The following is an 18,836-nucleotide window of genomic DNA, read 5'->3' as shown; positions in this document are numbered from 1 at the left end:
CATGCGGGTTTTGCCGTAGATGTCAGCATGTTGCCAGCCGATTACGGCAAAACCATTGCAATCAAACTGTGATCAGGAGCGCGTTCCAGCCTGTTTCAGGCGGTCGGCGAGGGTGGCGGCGTCGGTCTCGCCGATGATGCGCAGGTCGCTCCATTCGTCGCCTTTTGCCGAGAAGAACAGCAGCGCAGGCGGGCCGAACAGGTTGTAGCGGTCGAGCAGCGCGCGCTGCTCCTCGGTGCTGGCCGTCATGTCGAAGCGCAACAGGACGAAGCCGGGCAGCTGCGACTGGACCTCCGGCGCCGGCAGTACCTGGCGCTCGATGATCTTGCAGCTGATGCACCAGTCGGCGTACCAGTCCAGCAGCACCGGCCGACCGGCGGTCTGGGCGCTGGCCAGCGCGGCGTTGAGCTGCGCCGGGGTGGTGATGTTCTGCCAGTCGCCGGGGGTGGAGCTGGGCGGGCCGGCGTGGACGCTGACGCCGCTGCGGCCCAGTGGGTGCAGCGGATCGGATTCGCCGCGCAGGGCGCCGGTCCAGGCGGCCACGGCGTAGACCAGCAGCATCAGGCCGAACAACTGGCCGAGGCGCTGCAGCGGCTTCTTCGGCCCCAGTTCGAGGGTGCCGATGGCCAGGGCGATACCGCCGGCCAGGGTACCCCAGAGGGTCAGTGCCACCGGTCCGGACACCAGGCGCTCGAGCATCCAGATAGCCACGGCGAGCAGCATCACGCCGAAGACGTTGCGTACGCCGTTCATCCAGGCGCCGCTCTTGGGCAGCAGCGCGCCGCCGCCGACGGCGAAGATCACCAGCGGCGTGCCCATGCCCAGGCCCAGGGAGAACAGCAGCAGGCCGCCGCCCACCGCATCGCCGGTGCTGCTGATGTACAGCAGCAGGCCGGCCAGCGGGGCGGTGACGCAGGGCGACACCAGCAGGCTGGAGAGCACGCCCAGGGTCGCCGCGCCGGCGATGGAGCCGCCACGGGTGTTGTTGGCCATGTTGTCCAGGCGCTCGCGCACGAAGCCCGGCAGGCGCAGCTCGAAGGCGCCGAACATGGCGATGGCGAAGACCACGAAGAAGGCCGCGAAGGGGATCAGCACCCAGGGCGACTGCAGCATCGCCTGCAGGTTGAGCTTGGCGCCGAACAGGCCCATCAGGGTGCCGAGTACTGCGTAGCAGGCCGCCATCGGCAGCACATAGGCCAGCGACAGCGCCAGGCCGCGCATGCCGCCCGGACGACCGCGCAGGACCACGCCGGAGAGGATCGGCAGCATCGGCAGCACGCAGGGGGTGAAGGTCAGCGCCAGGCCCAGCAGGAAGAAGATCGCCAGCGCGCGGCCGAGTTTCTTGATCTTGCCCGGCTCGTGGTCGCCCAGCAGGCTGGCCAGCGGGTTGCTTGAGGCGGTGGACTTGGCGGCGGAGGGCGCTGGGCCGGTCACTACGCTGGCGGCCTGGCCGTCGGCGATCTGCAGACGGGTGGTTTCCGGCGCGTAGCACAGGCCCTTGTCGGCGCAGCCCTGGTAGTTGACGACCAGGGTGAAGGGCTTGTGCTGCGGGTTCACCAGCGGCACGTCGATGTCGGTGATGGCGTAGTAGACCACCGTGTCGCCGAAGTAGTCGTCGTGGTGCTGCTTGCCTGGCGGCAGCTTCACTTCGCCGACGCTCACGCCGCTGTCGGCGGGCTCGACCTTGAAGCTGAAACGGTGCTGGTAGAGGTAGTAGCCGTCGGCGTTGATGAAGCGCAGCTTCACCTGCTGGCTGTCGCTGTCCTCGACACTGACGCGGAAGGCCTCGGCCACCGGCAGGAAGTCGCCCTTGGCCGGTTGCCCGACGGCGAAGCCGCCCTTGTCGGCGGGTTTGTCGAACAGGCCGGCGGAAGCGGGCAGGGCGACCAGGAGCAGGAGCAGGGTGAGCAGGCGGCGCATGGACATCTCGCGGACTACAGGGTGGCGGGCATCATAGCGGAAAGCTTCCGACGCGGCCCGAGGCGTTGCCGGATCAGCTGTCACAAGAAGTGATAGACGCTGTGGGACTACGCCTACGAGTCCCGGTTCCCGCGACGCGGCTGCGTCAATCGGCCGCGTGCTGGCCGAAGGCTGCCAGCAGGTCGCTGACGAAGGCCTGCTCGGCGTCGCCGGGATGGCGGCCGCGGTGGCGGGTCAGGCTGAAGGCCACATCGAAGCCCAGTTCGCCGGGCAGCAGTTCGCGCAGCTGGCCACGCTCGATCCACGGCTGGGCGACATGTTTGGGCAAGTAGCCGATGTGCGCACCGGAAAGGATGAATGCCAGGCTGCCGTCCACCTGCTCGCAGCGCGCGCTGCTGCGGCTGGTTTGCAGCGGCTCGTCGGCGGCGATGAAGCGATAGGGGTGCAGGACCTGGTCGGCGTCGGCGAGGGAGTCGCGGGTCGGTTTCTTCTCGCTGAAGGCCGGATGCCCGGCGCCGCAGTAGAGGCCCTGGGGTTCGCTGAACAGCTCGACATGTTCCAGCGCCGCCTGGGTGCCGGCGAAGTAGCCGACCGCCAGGTGCAGGCGGTCCTGCAGCAACTGGCGCTCCAGCTCGGCGGGCGTGGCGGTGATCAGTTCCAGGCTGACCGCCTCGTTGCGCTGGCGGAAGCGGCGGATCGCCCCGGACAGCTGCGCCAGCACTTCTGCATCCAGCCCCTCGGAAAGCCCGATGCGCACCTCGCCCAGCAGCTTGTCGGCGACGCCGCGCGCCTCGTCGCGGAAGCCCTCGATGGCGACGAACAGCCGCCGCGTCGATTGCAGCAGGTGCTCGCCCTTGGGTGTCAGGCGAAAGCCGCCCTTGCCGCGTTCGCACAGGCGGTAACCCAGGCGCGTCTCCAGCTTGGCCATCTGGATGCTGATGCTCGGCTGGCTCAGCCCCAGCTCGCCCTGCGCGGCGCTGAAGCCGCCGCATTCCACCACGGTGACGAACAGCCGCAGCAGTTGCAGGTCGAGGTCGCGCAATTGGCTGAGCATGGCCGTCTCCAAACATTGTCATGGTGAAATGCCAAAGTAATTAACTTTGTATTTTTACAAAGTAAAGCCCGCCCCATGCTCGCCCCATAACCACAACAACCCCGAGGCGATGATCATGCGTGCGTTCTTCCGGGCTTCTCTCACGGTTCTGGCCGTGGCCCTGGCCATGCCCCTGCAGGCGCAGGAGCGGGTGCTCAACCTCTACAACTGGGCGGATTACGTCGGCGCCGATGCCCTGCAACGCTTCCAGAAGGAAACCGGCATCCGCGTCAAATACGACACCTTCGACAGCGCCGAGGTGCTCGACAGCAAGCTGATGACCGGCAGCAGCGGCTACGACGTCGTGTTCCCCGCCAGCAGCGGGCTGGCCCGTGCCATCCAGGCCAAGGCCGTGCAGCCGGTGGATGATGCGCAGCTGAAGAACTTCGCCAACCTCGACCCGGACCTGCTGGCCAAGCTGGCCGCCATCGACCCCGGCAATCGCTTCGGCGTGCCCTACACCTGGGGCACCGTGGGCCTGGCGATCAACAAGGACGAGGTGCTCAAGCGCATCCCCGACGCACCGCTGGACAGTCTCGACCTGCTGTTCAAGCCCGAGTACGCCAGCCGTCTGGCCGACTGCGGCATCTCGCTGATCGATTCGCCGCAGGAAGTCATCAGCGTGGCGCTGAATTATCTGGGCAAGTCGCCGTACAGCACCGACGCGGCCGACCTGGCCGAGGTCCGCCAGTTGCTGGAGAAGTTGCAGCCCAACGTGCGCTACATCGCCAGCGGCAAGCACATCAACGACCTGGCCAACGGCACGCTGTGCGTCGCCCTGACCTACACCGGCGACGCGCTGATGGGCGCCGCCCAGGCCAAGCAGGCGAACAAGCCGTTCGAGGTGATCTACCGGATTCCGAAGGAGGGCACGCTGATCTGGTTCGACACCATGGCCATCCCGGTGGACGCGCCCCACCCGCAGGAAGCCCGCGCCTTCATCGACTTCATGCTGCGCCCGGATTCCATCGCCGAGCTGACCAACACCCTGTACTTCGCCAACGCCAACCTGAAGGCCACGCCGTTGCTGAATGCCGATGTTGCCGGCGACCCGGACATCTACCCGGCGCCGGCCATGCGCCAGAAGCTGTTCAGCGAACAATTGCTGACCTTGAAGCAGCAGCGCGAGCGCACCCGGCTGTGGTCGGCGTTCCGTACCCGTAGCTGAGCCCGAATCTCCCTGTAGGAGCGGGCCATGCCCGCGATCGCGCCCATGGGGCGCTCCTACAGGTCACCACCGTGATCAACTGATAACGACAACGAGGAAGCCATGGATCTCGCCCAAGACAACGACCAGGCCATCACCCGCGACAGCCTTTATGGCACCGCCGCCGAATCCACCTACGCCGGCATCACCAGCTTCATGCGCCGCCGCTACAGCCGCGACCTGCGCGGCGTCGACCTGGTGGTCAGCGGCGTGCCCTTCGATACCGCCACTACCAACCGCCCCGGCAGCCGCTTCGGACCGCGGGCGATCCGTGCCGCCTCGGTGCAGATGGCCTGGGCCCGGCACTTCCCCTGGGAATTCGACCCCTTCGACCACCTGGCGGTGATCGACTACGGCGACTGCTCCTTCGATCACGGCGTGCCGCAGGAAACCCCGGAAGTCATCGAAGCCCACGCCGCGCGCATTCTCGATGCCGGCTGCGCGCTGCTGACCCTGGGCGGCGACCACTTCATCAGCTACCCGCTGCTCAAGGCCCACGCGAAGAAGCACGGGCCGCTGTCGCTGATCCACTTCGACGCCCACAGCGACACCTGGCCGGACGAGGATTGCCAGCGCATCGACCACGGCACCATGTTCTACCACGCTGCCCGCGAGGGGCTGGTCGACCCGGCGCGCTCGGTGCAGGTCGGCCTGCGCACCACCAACGACGATGTGATGGGCTTCCAGGTGCTGGACGCCCGCGAGGTGCACCGCAACACGCCGCAGGCCATCGCCGAGCGCATTCGTGCGCGAGTGGGCGACAACCCGGTGTACCTGACCTTCGACATCGACTGCCTCGACCCGGCCTTCGCTCCGGGCACCGGCACGCCGGTCTGCGGCGGGCTGAGTTCGCACCAGGCGCTGGAAATCCTTCGTGCGCTGCGGGGCATCAACCTGGTGGGGATGGACGTGGTGGAAGTCGCGCCGCCCTACGACAACGCCGAGATCACCGCGCTGGCCGGCGCGACCCTGGCGATGGAGATGGTTTGCCTGTATGCGGCGCGGCACAAGCTGGGCGAGCGTTGATGAATTGATCTTGCAGGAGTGCTGATGAGGCGCTTCTACAAGATCAAAGGCCCCTCACCCTAACCCTCTCCCGCAAGCGGGAGAAGGGACTGTTCGCTGCAGGATGAAACCGTGGCGTCAGCCGGCACATACGGCCCCCTCTCCCTTTGGGAGAGGGTTGGGGTGAGGGCTTGCCCGGGCACGAAAAGTTGATCCGACGGATACGGAACTATCAAACACGGAACGCCCTGACGGCCGTGTGCAACGCCCCGCCCAACTCCTGCAACTGCTCGCCCTGACTGCGCCCCTGGCCGATCAGGCGCAGGTTCTCGCTGCCCAGTTCGTGGATGCGCTCGCTGTGCGAACGGATCTCGCTGACCGCGCCGCTCTGCTGAGCGGAGCTTTCGGCGATGCGCTCGGCCATGCTGGCGATGGTGCGGATGGCGCCGACCACCTCGTCCAGCGCGCCCTCGGCGGCGCCGGCCTGGTTGGCGGTGACTTCCGCATGCTCGACCTGGCTGCGCATCGCGTCCACCGACTGCCGTGCGGCTTGCTGCAGGCGCGCGGTGAGCTGCTGGATTTCCTCGGTGGCGCCGGTGGTGCGCAGGGCCAGCGAGCGCACTTCCTCGGCGACAACTGCAAACCCACGGCCCTGCTCGCCGGCCCGTGCAGCTTCGATGGCGGCGTTGAGCGCCAGCAGGTTGGTCTGGTCGGCGATGGAGCGGATCACCCCCAGCACGTTGCCGATGGTGGCGGACTCCTCGGCGAGGTTCTCGATGGCCTGGGCGTTGCTCTGCACTTCGTCCACCAGCGCACGCATCCCGCTCAGGCTGTTGCCGATCACCTGCTGGCCCTGCTCGACGGCCGTACCGGCCGCGTGGCTGGCCGAAGCGGCCTGGCTGGCGTCGCCGGCCACCTGCTGGATCGCCGCTTCCATGTTGCCCAGCGCGTCGCGGATTTCCCCTGTGTCGCTGGCCTGGCGCTCGGCGCCGGCGTGCAGGCCACCGCTGAGTTCGGCCAGGGCGCGGCTGCTGCCGGCCACTTCCTCGGCGCGCTGGTGGATGGTGCCGACCAGGGTGCCGAGGAAGTCGCGCAGGCGGTTCAGCGACTCCTGCAACTCCACCAGGTCGCGGGTGCGGGTGGCCAGGGCGATGGGCTTGGCGAAGTCGCCGCGGGCCCAGGTGGAGAGCGCCGGGACCAGTTGGCCGAGCACGCGCGCCAGGCGGCGTTGCAGGGTGTCGATAAGCAGCGCGGTGGCGAGGATCAGGGCGATCAGCGCGCCCTGGATGATGCGCACCTGGGTCTGGATCTTCGAGCGCTCCTCGCGCACCTGCGGCTCCAGGGTCGCCAGCGCCTGCTGCACGGCGCCCAGGCGTTGGGCGGTGGCATTGGCCAGTTCCTGGCGCTGGGCGATCAGCTGGCGGGTGCGGTTGAGTTCATCCGGGTAGCGGCGCAGCACGCTGGCGAGGTCGCGCTTCAAGGTGACGCCACGGTCCTCGCTCTGCGCCTGCGCGGCCGGCTGGGATTCCAGGCCCATCATGGCGGCGAAGTCGTCGGAGGCGGAGGCCTGTTGTTCCAGCACGCCGAGCAGGGGCAGGGCGTCGATGCGTTCGGCCAGCTGGCGCAGGGTTTCCAGCTCGCGCTGGATGTCTTCGGCCAGCGCCGGGTTGCCGCTTTCCACCAGCTTGGCGCGGGCGTGGGCCAGGCGCGTCAGGTGCAGGCCAGCTTGCAGCAGCGGCGTGCGGTACTCGGCGGCGGCGGGGTTCTGGCTGGCGTCGGCGTAAGTGCCGAGCTGGTCCAGCGCGGCCAGCAGGTCACGCTCGGCCTGCAGCAGCAGGCCCTGCGGGTCGCCGGCAAGCTTGCCGGCGGCGAGCAACTGGTTGCCGCTGAACTGGCGCAGTTCGTCGAGGCTCTGGCCGAGCAGCTGGCTGAGGCTGTCCGGCAGTTGCGGCAGCTCCTGGGCCAATTCGTCCAGGCCCTGCTGGGCGGCTTTCTGCTTGAGCGCGTCGCCGCTGGCGAGGTACGCCTGGATGTTCTGCGCGACCTTGCGCTCGAAGCCCTGGGAGAGTTCCAGGTAACGGTCCATCAGGGTGAATGGGCGCTCCAGGGCGCGTTGCGACCACCACAGGGTGGCGCCCAGCGCGAGGCAGACGAGCAGGAGCAGGAAGGTGTTGAGGTTGGTGAGCAGCTTGAGGCGCATGGCAGGTCTCGACCGACAGCGAAAAAACGGCGAGCCCTGAACCTATTGCAGTTTCGTTACTGGCTGATGACACGGTGCCAGCATTCGGTCGGGAAATGGCGCGGCAGAGCGCCGCGCCGGACCACTGGTGGGTGCTACTTGTAGACCTCGACGCGGTTGCGGCCGCCGTGCTTGGCGGTGTACAGCGCCTCGTCGGCCTGCTTGGCGAGGGTCTTGATGTCCATCTCCTCGCCCAGCTCGGCGATGCCGCAGCTGAAGGTGCAGGACAGGTCGTGGGGCTGCGCCGGGTAGTGAATCTCGGCGAAGCGCTGGCGGATTTCCTCCAGCACCTTGTGCGCCGAGGCGGCATCGGTGTCCGGCAGCACCACGGCGAACTCTTCGCCGCCGTAACGGCCGATGTGGTCGGTCTTGCGCAGGCGCTGCTTGAGGAACAGCGCCAGGCTCTTGATCACCCGGTCGCCCATGGGGTGGCCATAGGTGTCGTTGACCCGCTTGAAGTGGTCGATGTCGAGCATCGCGAAGGTCAGCGGACGCTCCTCGCGGCGCGCGCGGAAGCGGGCATCGTCGAGCAGCTGCAGGGTGTGGGTGTGGTTGTACAGGCCGGTGAGGCTGTCGCGCACCATCCGCGCCTTCAGGCTGCGTGCGCGGGCGGCGCGGTTGCGCACGGTGGCGATCAGGTGGCGCGGCTTGATCGGCTTGGTGAGGAAGTCGTCGCCGCCTTCGCTCATGGCGTCGAGCTGCTTGTCCAGGTCGTCCTCGGCGGACAGGTAGATGATCGGCACGCTCACATAGCGCTCGTGCTGGCGGATCACCTTGGCCAGCTCGGTGCCCAGGCACTCGGGCATGTACATGTCGAGGATGATCAGGTCCGGCTGGAACTCGGCCAGTTCGGCCATCACCGAGAGCGGTGCGGTGAGCGCGCGGGTGACGATGCCGGCGCTGTTGAGGACCATCTCGGTATGCGCGGCCTGGGCGCGGGAGTCGTCGACGATCAGTACGCGGAACGGCTCGTAATGGGCCACGCGGGTCAGCGTCTCGATCTTCTCCAGCAGGCCGGAGGCGTCCAGCGCGCCACTGAAGAAGTCCTGGCCACCGGCGCGGGCAGCGGCCAGGCGGGTCGGGGTGTCAGTTTCTTCGTGGCTGAAGAACAGCACCGGCAGCTTCTGCTTGAGGCCGGCCTGGGCCTCGTCGGCCAGCGCCAGGCCCTGGCCGTTGGCGAAGTCGATTTCCATCACGATGGCCGCCGGATGGCGGTCGGCCATGGCGGCGCGGAAGGCGTTGGCGTGCTCGCAGGGCTGCGCGGCCATGCCGAAGAATTCCAGCTGCTGGGCCAGGCGCTCGGCGCGCTCCTGGTCCTGCAGGGCCAGGTAGACCGGCTTGCGCAGCGGCGGCAGGTTGGTCTGCTCGAACTGGTCGCCGTGGCGCAGGCCGGTGCGCGACAGGCGCTGCATCAGGCGGTTGAGTTCGGTGATCAGATCGCTGGAAAGACGCCCGCGGTTGTCCTGCACGGCACGCAGGCATTGGTCGATGGCCTTGGCCAGGTCCGCATGCTCGGCCTGCTCGAAACGTTCGGCGTAGCGCTGCAGGCGCAGGCAGGCCTCGGCCAGCTCGGCCATGCCGGCACTGTTCCACTCCGCGCGCGACAGGCGCTGCCAGACTTCCAGCAGGTGACGGGCCTGGTGGATCACCCGCTGGGCGAAGTGATGCTTGAGGCGGTCGAGGGATGGATCGTCGAGCTCGGTCATCGCGCGCTTCTTTATAGAGCCGTACCGGCGGCCTGCGGGGCGAACATGTTTCCGCCGTGATACACAGTGGTGGCCCTATGCTACCAATCCTTGATGGCAATAACAGTGCCTTCGGTCAAACATCCGAAGCTTTGTATTTCGCAGCATTAACCAGCACCATGCGCAGGGTAGGCTGCGCTGCCCCGCCTGCGTGCGGCATGCTTGCGCAGTGGGACCGAAAATCCCGGCACCCTGGGGCCGGTTGCGGGTCCAAGCTATCTTCGAATTCGGGACATCAAGGAACTTGCCATGTGGAACTGGAAGAAACGCGGCTCCGTGCGTGATCGCATGAATGACTCGGTGGATGACGCGCGCGCCTATTTCGGCGGCCCCTGGCTGGGTCGCGTGCTGGGTGGCCTGCTCGGTGCGTATCTGCTGATCTGCGGCGCGGTGGGCTGGTACTGGAGCCAGGAGCCTGACCTCTTCCCCGTGCAGCAGAACGCCCAGGCCGCCGCCGAGCGCGCCGGCCGGCAGATGGTGGTGGGCTACACCACGGTGGAAACCCTCAAGGAAGTGGTCGCCACGCTGCTCAACAAGCCGGGCGGCTACCTGTCCAACGACATCTTCCCGCCGGGCGTCTGGCTGGACAACATGCCCAGCTGGGAATACGGCGCCCTGGTCCAGGTGCGCGACCTGTCCCGCGCGCTGCGCAAGGACTTCGCCCGCTCCCAGTCGCAGTCCACCGAGGACGCTGACCTGGCACGCGCCGAGCCGCGCTTCAACTTCGACAACAAGAGCTGGGCGCTGCCGTCCTCCGAGTCGGAATACGCCGAGGGCATCAAGTCCCTGGACCGCTACCTCGGCCGTCTCTCCGCCGATCCGGCCGGCGCGCAGTTCTATGCCCGCGCCGACAGCCTGAACAACTGGCTGGGTGACGTTTCCACCCGCCTGGGTTCGCTGTCCCAGCGTCTCTCGGCCAGCGTCGGCCGGGTCAAGCTGAACACCAACATCACGCCGATGCAGCCGGTCACCCCGGGCCAGGCGCCGGAAGTCGAGGAAGTGATCCAGGAAACCCCCTGGATGCAGATCGACAACGTGTTCTACGAAGCCCGCGGCCAGGCCTGGGCGCTGTCGCACATCCTGCGCGCCATCGAGGTGGATTTCGCCGACGTGCTGGCGAAGAAGAACGCCACTGTCAGCGTGCGCCAGATCATCCGCGAGCTGGAGGCCGCTGAGGCTCCGCTGTGGAGCCCGATGGTCCTCAACGGCAGCGGCTTCGGCGTGCTGGCCAACCACTCGCTGGTGATGGCCAACTACATCTCCCGCGCCAACGCCGCGATCATCGACCTGCGTCAGCTGCTGGCTCAGGGCTGATCCATGGCTGGCATCAGCGACAAGGAGGTCGCCCACCGGGCGGCTTCGGATGCCGAGCTGGTCGCCTGGGTGAATCGCGACGACCAGCTCAAGGGCAGCCTGCCGCGCGCCGAACTGCGCGAGCGCGGGCTGATCGGCCGGGGCACCTTCATCCTGCTGTTCAATTCCGCCGGTGAGCTGTGCGTGCACCGCCGTACCCTGAGCAAGGCGATCTACCCCGGCTACTGGGACCCGGCCGCCGGCGGCATGGTGCAGGCCGACGAGAGCTACGCCGAGTCCGCCGCCCGCGAACTGGAGGAGGAACTGGGTATCTCGGGCGTCGAATTGCGCGAGCACGGTTCGTTCTTCTTTGACCAGCCGGACAATCGCCTGTGGTGCGCGGTGTTCTCCGCCGTGTCCGATGCGCCGCTGAAGCTGCAGCCCGAAGAAGTACTGGAGGCAAAGTTCATCGACCCGCACCAGGCGCTGGCCGAGGCCAGGGCGGGCACGCCTTACTGCCCGGATTCGCTGGCGGCGCTGCGCAAGTACCTGGTCAGCTTCTGACGTGCAGGGCGACCTGTAGGAGCGGGCCATGCCCGCGATCGCGCGCATGGCCCGCTCCTGCAACAACCCTGCCACGCGGGCATGTCGCCAAACCGCCGATCAATGACGCATTTTCGCTCTTAGCATTTGCCTTCAATGCTGCTAAATTGCGCGACCTTTCCGGCAGGGTCCTCCGCCGGGAATTGCGCAGCCCCTGCCTGAGTGGGGCGTCGCGGTCGGCACCCGCCGGCCATTCGTTGACCTGGCCCGAAGAGGCCAATCCTGGGGAAACGCCCGGTGGTCAAGAAAGCATCCTCCCTGTCCGCCCTCGGCGGGCTCGTCTACTCCACTGATTCCGGCCGGCATTGCCCGGACTGCAATCAGCCCATTGGCGCGTGCATCTGCAAGCAGGCCGAGATTCCGGCCGGCGATGGCATCGCTCGCGTGCGTCGGGAAACCAAGGGCCGCGGTGGCAAGACCGTGACCACTGTGACCGGCGTGCCGCTGGCGGCCGATGCGCTGAAGGACCTGGCCACGGCGCTGAAGAAGCGCTGCGGCACCGGTGGCGCGTTGAAGGACGGCATCATCGAGATCCAGGGCGACCACGTCGACCTGCTGCTCGAAGAGCTGACCAAACGCGGCCTCAAGGCGAAGAAATCCGGCGGCTGAGCCGTCTTCCGCCGTCTGTCTCAACTGACAGGCGACTCTCCCCTGTCGAGAACGGGTTCCAGGCGACGCGCGCGCAGCGCTTTGCCGGCAAGCCCTTTCCCTAGATGGGAGATTTATCGGCGCGCCCTGGGCGTGTCGTCGGATTTTCCTAAACTTACCGCCAAGCCCGGCGGTCAACACGGCAACGTCACGAGGCCCGGCTAGGTTTACACCACCAGGCCTGACGACTCACCCGCACGCCGGGCGGGCGCCTGCACACATTCGCGCAATTTGAGGAGACCACCCCGCATGGCCGCTAGACGGACCCGCAAAGACGACGGCAGCAACTGGACCGTGGCAGACAGCCGCAGCATCTACGGAATTCGCCACTGGGGTGCTGGCTACTACGCCATCAACGACGCCGGTAACGTGGAAGTTCGCCCGCAGGGCGCCGATGCCCAGCCGATCGATCTGCATGCGCTGGTCGAGCAGCTGCGCGAGGCGGGCCTGTCGCTGCCGCTGCTGGTGCGCTTCCCGGACATCCTCCAGGACCGCGTGCGCAAGCTCACCGGCGCCTTCGACGCGAACATCGCGCGCCTGGAATACAGCAGCCGCTACACCGCGCTGTACCCGATCAAGGTGAACCAGCAGGAAGCGGTGGTGGAAAGCATCATCGCCACGCAGAACGTCTCCATCGGCCTGGAAGCCGGCTCCAAGCCCGAGCTGATGGCCGTGCTGGCGCTGGCGCCCAAGGGCGGCACCATTGTCTGCAACGGCTACAAGGACCGCGAGTTCATCAAGCTGGCGCTGATGGGACAGAAACTCGGCCACAACGTGTTCATCGTGATCGAGAAGGAATCCGAGGTGCAGCTGGTGATCGAGGAGGCCGCCGTCATTGGCGTACTGCCCCAGGTCGGCCTGCGCGTGCGCCTGTCCTCGCTGGCTTCGTCCAAGTGGGCGGATACCGGTGGCGAGAAGGCCAAGTTCGGTCTGTCCGCCGCGCAGCTGCTGTCGGTGGTCGACCGCTTCCGCGCCGCTGGCCTGGACCAGGGCGTGCGCCTGCTGCACTTCCACATGGGTTCGCAGATCGCCAACCTGGCTGACTACCAGCACGGCTTCAAGGAAGCCATCCGCTACTACGGCGAACTGCGCGCCCTCGGCCTGCCGGTGGACCACGTGGACGTCGGCGGCGGCCTGGGCGTTGACTACGACGGCACCCACTCGCGCAACGCCAGCTCGATCAACTACGACATCGACGACTACGCCGGTGTCGTGGTGGGCATGCTCAAGGAGTTCTGCGACGCCCAGGGCCTGCCGCATCCGCACATTTTCTCCGAAAGCGGCCGCGCGCTGACCGCGCACCACGCGGTGCTGATCACCCAGGTCACCGATGTCGAGCGCCACAACGACGAAGTGCCGAAGATCACCGACCTCGCCGAGCAGCCGGAGATCGTCCAGTGGCTGGCCGACCTGCTCGGCCCGACCGACGCCGAAATGGTCACCGAGACCTACTGGCGCGCGACCCACTACATGAGCGACGCCGCCGCGCAGTACGCCGAGGGCAAGATCAGCCTGGCGCAGAAGGCCCTGGCCGAGCAGTGCTACTTCGCCATCTGCCGTCGCCTGCACAACCAGCTCAAGGCGCACCAGCGTTCGCACCGCCAGGTACTCGACGAGCTGAACGACAAGCTGGCCGACAAGTACATCTGCAACTTCTCGGTGTTCCAGAGCCTGCCCGACACCTGGGCCATCGGCCAGGTGCTGCCGATCCTGCCGATCCACCGCCTGGGCGAGGAACCGAGCCGCCGCGCGGTGCTGCAGGACCTGACCTGCGACTCCGACGGCAAGATCACCCAGTACGTCGACGAGCAGAGCATCGAGACCAGCATGCCGGTGCACGATGTGAAGGAAGGCGAGGACTACCTGATCGGCACCTTCCTGGTCGGCGCCTACCAGGAAATCCTCGGCGACATGCACAACCTGTTCGGTGACACCGACTCGGTGAACGTCTACCAGAACGCCGACGGCAGCTACTACCACGCCGGCATCGAGACCCACGACACCATCGAGGACATGCTGCGCTATGTGCACCTGTCGCCCGAGGAGCTGATGACCCACTACCGCGACAAGGTCGCCGGGGCCAAGCTCACCGCGCGCGAGCGTACGCAGTTCCTCGACGCGCTGCGCCTGGGGCTGACCCGTTCGGCCTACCTGTCGTCCTGATAGGTCCGCAGTCCGCGTGATGAGAGCCCCGCTCCGGCGGGGCTTTTTCTTGCTCGCACCTTGTATGTCGACGACCCGCTCTACAGGGATGCCCGGTGATGTTCAGATCGTAGGGCGCATAACGCGCCAGCGTTATCCGCCGTGAGGCAATCGGCGGATAACCCGTTCCGGGTTATGCGCCCTACGCTCCTGTAGGAGCGCGCCATGCGCACGATCGCGGGCATGGCCCGCTCCTACAGGGGAATGCCGAGCGTCAGAAGGTGCGGATGCTCAGGCGTCGCGCAGTTCGAAGCTCGGGAACAGCGCTTGCAGTTCTCGCCACAGATCGGGCGCGCCATGGGGCGCCGGCGTGGCGATCAGTTCGGGGTCGAGTTGCCGGCCGCTGCGGGCCAACTGCACGACGAAATTATCCACACCCCTCTCGCGCAACCGCATGGCCAGTTGGCGCAGGCGTTCCAGGTCGAACAATTGCCAGTGCACAGTCGTGCGGCACTCGTAGCCAGCGCCGCTCTCCAGCAACAGTTCGAGGCTGCGCCAGTTGGCCAGCCCGCTGCGTTTCACGCAGGTTGTAGCGTCCATGTCCTCGGCCAGTGCCTTCACGTCGAAGCCGATCCAGTCGGCATGGGGCAGTGCGCGGGCGAAGGCCTCCGGGCGGATACCGGCGCTGTGCAGCCCGGCGCGGAAACCCATCTCGCGCACGCTGGCCATGGCCTCCGGTAGCGCGTTCTGCAGCGTCGCCTCGCCGCCGCTGAACACCACGGCCTGCAGCAGGCCCTGGCGGCGCCGGAGGAAGGCGAGAATGGCTTCCCAGGGGATCTCCGCTTCGCCGCGCGGCGGGATCAGCTCCGGGTTGTGGCAATACCGGCAGCGCCACGCGCAGCCCTGGCAGAACAGCACGCAGGCGAGCAGGCCGGGGTAGTCGAGGGTGGTCAGGGGCACCAGGCCCCCGACCCTGAGCGCACTGCTCATCGCGTCTCGCGGAAGTGACGGCGCTCGCGGTGCTCGGATTGCTTGCCGGCGTTGAACGCCGTCACCGGGCGGTGATAGCCCATCACGCGGGTCCACACCTCGCAGCGCTGGCGCTGGCTTTCGGGCAGTTGGTTCGCGGTCATCGTGTTGCTCCTTTTTTTGCGGGGATGAATGGGCGGGGATGAAAGTGAATGGTGCTCAGTTGCCGCAGCAGCTGCTGGTGGCGGCTTTCTGCAGCGCGGCTTCGTCGCACCGGGGGCAGAACTCGTGTTCGCCGGCGAGGTAGCCGTGCACCGGGCAGATGGAGAAGGTCGGCGTCACCGTCAGGTAAGGCAGGCGGAAGCGTCCGAGGGCGGTGCGCACCAGGGTCTTGCAGGCCTCGGCGCTGGAGATGCGCTCGGCCATGTACAGGTGCAGCACGGTGCCGCCGGTGTATTTGCACTGCAGGGCATCCTGCAGTTCCAGCGCCTCGAACGGATCGTCGGTGAGGCCCACCGGCAGCTGCGAGGAGTTGGTGTAGTAGGGCGCGTCCGGCGTGCCGGCCTGGAGCACGTCCGGGTGGCGCTTCTGGTCCTCGCGGGCGAAGCGGTAGGTGGTGCCTTCGGCCGGCGTGGCTTCGAGGTTGTAGAGGTGCCCGCTGTCTTCCTGGAAGCGCACCAGCCGCGCCCGCACATGGTCCAGCAGCTCCAGCGCCATCTGCCGGCCGACCTCGGTGTGCAGGCCTTCGCGGTCGTCGGTGAAGTTGCGCAGCATCTCGTGCAGGCCGTTCACGCCGATGGTGGAGAAGTGGTTGCGCAGGGTGCCCAGGTAGCGCTTGGTATAGGGGTAGAGCCCGGCGTCCATGTGCTGCTGGATGACCTTGCGCTTGACCTCCAGGCTGTCGAAGGCCAGCTCCAGCAGGTAGTCGAGCTGGGCGTAGAGGGCGGCCGCGTCACCGCGATGGCGGTAGCCCAGGCGCGCGCAGTTGATGGTCACCACGCCCAGCGAACCCGTCTGCTCCGCCGAACCGAACAGGCCGTTGCCGCGCTTGAGCAGCTCGCGCACGTCCAGTTGCAGGCGGCAGCACATGGAGCGCACCTGGTTGGGCTGCATGTCCGAGTTGAGGAAGTTCTGGAAGTACGGCAGGCCGTAGCGCGCGGTCATCTCGAAGAGGCGCGTGGCGTTGTCGCTGTCCCAGGGGAAGTCGTGGGTGATGTTGTAGGTCGGGATCGGGAAGGTGAACACCCGGCCGTGGGCGTCGCCGGCCTGCATCACCTCGATGTAGGCGCGGTTGATCAGGTCCATCTCGGCCTGCAGCTCGCCGTAGGCGAAGGGCATTTCCACGCCGCCGACGTAGGGAATCTGCTCGCGCAGGTCTTCCGGGCAGACCCAGTCGAAGGTCAGGTTGGTGAAGGGCGTCTGGGTGCCCCAGCGCGAGGGCACGTTGAGGTTGTAGATGAACTCCTGTAGCGCCTGGCGCACTTGTTGATAACTCAGGCCGTCCTTGCGCACATAGGGCGCGAGGTAGGTGTCGAAGGAGCTGAAGGCCTGGGCGCCGGCCCACTCGTTCTGCAGGGTGCCGAGGAAGTTGACCATCTGCCCCAGCGCGCTGGACAGGTGCTTCGGCGGCCCGGCTTCGACCCGCCCCGGCACGCCGTTCAGGCCTTCGCTGAGCAGGGTGCGCAGCGACCAGCCGGCGCAGTAGCCGGCGAGCATGTCGAGGTCATGGATGTGCAGGTCGGCCTCACGGTGGGCGACGGCGATGGCCTCGCTGTACACCTCGTCCAGCCAGTAGTTGGCGGTGACCTTGCCGGACACGTTGAGGATCAGCCCGCCCAGGGAGTAACCCTGGTTGGCGTTGGCGCGCACCCGCCAGTCCTCCCGCGACAGGTATTCGTTCATCGACGCGGCGACGTCCACCAGCGTCTTGCGCTCGCGGCGCAGGCGGCCGTGGCGTTCGCGGTAGACGATGTAGGCGCGTGCGGTGGGGTAGTGGCCGGCTTCCATCAGGGCGCGCTCGACGACGTCCTGCACCTGCTCCACGTCCAGGTCGTTCTGGGCCGGCAGGCGGGCCAGCACGCGACGGGTCAGCTCTCCGGCGTGGGGCGCGGTGAACTCGCCGCTGGCCTCGCCGGCGGCGGCAATGGCGCGTTCGATCTTGCTCGGGTCGAAGGCGGCTGAGCTGCCGTTGCGCTTGCGCAGGCTGGCGGGAAGAGGGGCGGTCCGTGTCAGGGGCATTGGCTTGATTCCACAACATGCTGTGTCTCGAGTTATTCAAGACAACAAGATGTTGTGGGAATCTAACGGCATCGTCCGTAGGAAAATTGACCTCGGTCAACGATGGGTGTCAGTCAATTTTTGCCATCGGAGGTATTGACCCCCGCACACACCGGAATCAGCCGAGCAAGGGCGCCAGCCGCTCTGCCAGGCGCCCGGCGAGCTGCTCGTCGGTGACATTGGTGAAGCTCATGATCAGCGCCGGCTCGCGCCTGGCCTCGACGCACCAGGCGTTCAGCGCCTGCAGGCCGAGGCCCTCGGCATGGGCGCGGCGGGCGACGGCAAGGTCGTCCTGGTCCAGCGCGCCGATCAGGTGCAGGCCGCCGGGGGTGTCGGCAAAGCGCAGGCGCTCGCCCAGGCGTTCTTCCAGCGCGCTGCGCAGCCATTGGCGGCGCTGGGCGTAGAGCGTGCGAGTGCGCTTGAGGTGGCGGGCGAAATGGCCTTCCTGCATGAAATCGCACAGGGTCGCCTGCAGCAGCTCCGCGCAGCCGGAAGGGAACACCTGCTGGGCGCGCACGAAGTCTTCCACCAGCTGCGCCGGCACCACCAGATAGCCCAGGCGCAGGGCAGGGTAGAGCACCTTGCTGAAGGTGCCGGTGTAGAGCACGCGGCCGGCGCGGTCGAGGCTTTTCAGCGCCGGCAGCGGGAAGCCGGCGTAGCGGTACTCGCTGTCGTAGTCGTCCTCGACTATCCAGGCGCCGCTGCTGGCCGCCCAGTCCAGCAGGGCCAGTCGGCGCGGCAGGCTGAGGGCAACGCCGGTGGGGCTCTGCTGCGAAGGCGTGACCAGCGCGAAGCGTGCATCGGGCGCGCGGGCAATGCCGTCTTCCACGCGCAGGCCATCGGCGTCCACCGCGATGGGCACTGGCACGCCGCCGGCCCGGCGCAGCAGTTCGCGGCCGCGCGGGTAGCCGGGGTCTTCGTGCCAGAAGCGCTGGCCGGGTTCGAGCAGGGTGCGGCTGATCAGGTCCAGCGCGCCCTGGTAACCGGCGCAGATGAATACTTGCTCCGGGGCGCAGACGATGCCGCGGGAAATCCCCAGGTAACCGGCAACCGCCTCGCGCAATGGCCCGTAACCGCAGGGCTCCGGGTAGGCCAGCATGGACGCGTTCTGCTGGCGCAGCCGCCGCGCGCACAGGCGCGCCCAGAGTGCACGGGGAAAGGCATCCAGCGCTGGCACGCCGAGCTGGAACGGCCGCAGGGTCGGGCCGTGGGCGATCAGGCCGGGCAGGGTGCGCTCGACGGTAGCCGGCGCGACCGCCACGGCCGGCGCGCTGGACGTGCGCCCTGCGAGCTGCGGTGAAACCACCGTGCCCGCCGGCCCGCGCGCCAGCAGGTAGCCTTCGCTGGTCAGCAACTGGTAGGCCAGTTCCACCGTGCCGCGCGCCACGCCCAGTTCGCCGGCCAGCCCCCGCACCGGCGGCACGCGCTCGCCGGGACGCAGCGCACCACGGGTAATGGCATCTCGGATGCGCTCGTAGAGCTGGCGGTAGATCGGCAGCTCATGGCTCGGGTCCAGCGGCTGGCGGAACGAATCGAAGGGCGCGGTCATGGCCTGTCCGGGGCGGGGATAAATCCGGAAGACGACTATGCCATGACCGCTATCAAGGCGTCGCGCCAGCCTCGATGCAGGATCAGCGTCTAGGCTTGCAGGCAGTGTTGAAAAGCAGGCGCTGCGACTCCATCTGTTGTCGCAGC

Annotated in this window: 14 protein-coding genes; 6 read left to right on the top strand and 8 right to left on the bottom strand. The window is 67.5% G+C overall.

Annotated features, from left to right (window positions below; translation table 11 throughout):
- Positions 1–72: 72 nt before the first annotated feature.
- Together ABKS89_RS26775 and ABKS89_RS26770 are read right to left on the bottom strand one after the other, a co-directional pair.
- Positions 73–1,920: a protein-disulfide reductase DsbD gene (locus tag ABKS89_RS26775; protein WP_348588280.1), complete on the bottom strand. Its 1,848-nt coding sequence runs from the start codon at positions 1,918–1,920 to the stop codon at positions 73–75.
- A 145-nt stretch (positions 1,921–2,065) separates the two neighbouring features.
- On the bottom strand, positions 2,066–2,974 hold the full coding sequence (locus tag ABKS89_RS26770) for a LysR family transcriptional regulator (protein ID WP_348588279.1): 909 nt from the start codon (positions 2,972–2,974) through the stop codon (positions 2,066–2,068).
- Positions 2,975–3,089: 115 nt separating this feature from the next.
- On the opposite strand from ABKS89_RS26770, the gene ABKS89_RS26765 reads away from it, so the two are divergent.
- A complete protein-coding gene (locus ABKS89_RS26765) occupies positions 3,090–4,181 on the top strand; it encodes an extracellular solute-binding protein (protein ID WP_518300971.1) in 1,092 nt (363 codons plus the stop codon).
- Positions 4,182–4,283: 102 nt separating this feature from the next.
- Positions 4,284–5,246 carry an agmatinase gene (speB, locus tag ABKS89_RS26760; RefSeq protein ID WP_138214114.1) on the top strand — a complete coding sequence of 321 codons (963 nt, stop codon included), beginning with the start codon at positions 4,284–4,286 and terminating at the stop codon, positions 5,244–5,246.
- Between the two features lie 211 nt (positions 5,247–5,457).
- Here the strand turns inward: speB and ABKS89_RS26755 are convergent, their stop codons facing one another.
- Both ABKS89_RS26755 and ABKS89_RS26750 read right to left on the bottom strand, forming a co-directional pair.
- Complete coding sequence (locus ABKS89_RS26755; protein WP_405308126.1) at positions 5,458–6,045, bottom strand: methyl-accepting chemotaxis protein; 588 nt, start codon at positions 6,043–6,045, stop codon at positions 5,458–5,460.
- Positions 6,046–7,559: 1,514 nt separating this feature from the next.
- The gene (locus ABKS89_RS26750; protein ID WP_138214116.1) at positions 7,560–9,170 is read right to left on the bottom strand and encodes a GGDEF domain-containing response regulator; all 1,611 of its coding nucleotides are present in this window, start codon (positions 9,168–9,170) and stop codon (positions 7,560–7,562) included.
- Positions 9,171–9,458: 288 nt separating this feature from the next.
- Here ABKS89_RS26750 and ABKS89_RS26745 point away from each other — a divergent pair, with 288 nt between their 5' ends.
- The 4 genes from ABKS89_RS26745 to speA all read left to right on the top strand — a co-directional run bounded on the left by ABKS89_RS26745 (position 9,459) and on the right by speA (position 13,916).
- Positions 9,459–10,523 (top strand): DUF2333 family protein, encoded by a 1,065-nt coding sequence (locus ABKS89_RS26745; RefSeq protein ID WP_138214117.1) that lies wholly within the window; start codon positions 9,459–9,461, stop codon positions 10,521–10,523.
- Positions 10,524–10,526: 3 nt separating this feature from the next.
- Complete coding sequence (locus tag ABKS89_RS26740; RefSeq protein WP_348588276.1) at positions 10,527–11,066, top strand: NUDIX hydrolase; 540 nt, start codon at positions 10,527–10,529, stop codon at positions 11,064–11,066.
- A gap of 276 nt (positions 11,067–11,342) precedes the next feature.
- Entirely contained in the window at positions 11,343–11,714 is a 372-nt protein-coding gene (locus tag ABKS89_RS26735; protein ID WP_015479046.1) for a translation initiation factor Sui1, read from the top strand.
- A 288-nt stretch (positions 11,715–12,002) separates the two neighbouring features.
- A complete protein-coding gene (gene speA / locus ABKS89_RS26730) occupies positions 12,003–13,916 on the top strand; it encodes an arginine decarboxylase (protein ID WP_138214120.1) in 1,914 nt (637 codons plus the stop codon).
- A 270-nt stretch (positions 13,917–14,186) separates the two neighbouring features.
- Here the strand turns inward: speA and ABKS89_RS26725 are convergent, their stop codons facing one another.
- From ABKS89_RS26725 to pdxR, 4 genes are all read right to left on the bottom strand, one after another.
- A complete protein-coding gene (locus tag ABKS89_RS26725; RefSeq protein ID WP_348588275.1) occupies positions 14,187–14,885 on the bottom strand; it encodes an anaerobic ribonucleoside-triphosphate reductase activating protein in 699 nt (232 codons plus the stop codon).
- A complete protein-coding gene (gene nrdD, locus ABKS89_RS26720; RefSeq protein WP_015479043.1) occupies positions 14,882–15,028 on the bottom strand; it encodes an anaerobic ribonucleoside-triphosphate reductase in 147 nt (48 codons plus the stop codon). The genes ABKS89_RS26725 and nrdD overlap by 4 nt, the downstream gene beginning before the upstream one ends.
- 55 nt (positions 15,029–15,083) lie before the next feature.
- The gene (locus ABKS89_RS26715) at positions 15,084–17,102 is read right to left on the bottom strand and encodes a ribonucleoside triphosphate reductase (RefSeq protein ID WP_138214122.1); all 2,019 of its coding nucleotides are present in this window, start codon (positions 17,100–17,102) and stop codon (positions 15,084–15,086) included.
- A 157-nt stretch (positions 17,103–17,259) separates the two neighbouring features.
- A complete protein-coding gene (gene pdxR / locus ABKS89_RS26710) occupies positions 17,260–18,690 on the bottom strand; it encodes a MocR-like pyridoxine biosynthesis transcription factor PdxR (protein WP_348588274.1) in 1,431 nt (476 codons plus the stop codon).
- Positions 18,691–18,836 lie beyond the last annotated feature (146 nt).

It is taken from the genome of Pseudomonas sp. LABIM340 (genome assembly GCF_040017195.2).
Classification (GTDB): Bacteria; Pseudomonadota; Gammaproteobacteria; order Pseudomonadales; family Pseudomonadaceae; genus Pseudomonas.
Note: the sequence above shows the minus strand (reverse complement) of the source record. Positions and strands in the feature narration are given on the sequence as shown.

Coding starts and splice junctions, on each gene's coding strand:
- ABKS89_RS26775 (WP_348588280.1), bottom strand. CDS start 1,920: ATGCGCCGCCTGCTCACCCTGCTCCTGCTCCTGGTCGCCCTGCCCGCT.
- ABKS89_RS26770 (WP_348588279.1), bottom strand. CDS start 2,974: ATGCTCAGCCAATTGCGCGACCTCGACCTGCAACTGCTGCGGCTGTTC.
- ABKS89_RS26765 (WP_518300971.1), top strand. CDS start 3,090: ATGCGTGCGTTCTTCCGGGCTTCTCTCACGGTTCTGGCCGTGGCCCTG.
- speB (WP_138214114.1), top strand. CDS start 4,284: ATGGATCTCGCCCAAGACAACGACCAGGCCATCACCCGCGACAGCCTT.
- ABKS89_RS26755 (WP_405308126.1), bottom strand. CDS start 6,045: ATGCGTGCGCTGGTGGACGAAGTGCAGAGCAACGCCCAGGCCATCGAG.
- ABKS89_RS26750 (WP_138214116.1), bottom strand. CDS start 9,170: ATGACCGAGCTCGACGATCCATCCCTCGACCGCCTCAAGCATCACTTC.
- ABKS89_RS26745 (WP_138214117.1), top strand. CDS start 9,459: ATGTGGAACTGGAAGAAACGCGGCTCCGTGCGTGATCGCATGAATGAC.
- ABKS89_RS26740 (WP_348588276.1), top strand. CDS start 10,527: ATGGCTGGCATCAGCGACAAGGAGGTCGCCCACCGGGCGGCTTCGGAT.
- speA (WP_138214120.1), top strand. CDS start 12,003: ATGGCCGCTAGACGGACCCGCAAAGACGACGGCAGCAACTGGACCGTG.
- ABKS89_RS26725 (WP_348588275.1), bottom strand. CDS start 14,885: ATGAGCAGTGCGCTCAGGGTCGGGGGCCTGGTGCCCCTGACCACCCTC.
- nrdD (WP_015479043.1), bottom strand. CDS start 15,028: ATGACCGCGAACCAACTGCCCGAAAGCCAGCGCCAGCGCTGCGAGGTG.
- ABKS89_RS26715 (WP_138214122.1), bottom strand. CDS start 17,102: ATGCCCCTGACACGGACCGCCCCTCTTCCCGCCAGCCTGCGCAAGCGC.
- pdxR (WP_348588274.1), bottom strand. CDS start 18,690: ATGACCGCGCCCTTCGATTCGTTCCGCCAGCCGCTGGACCCGAGCCAT.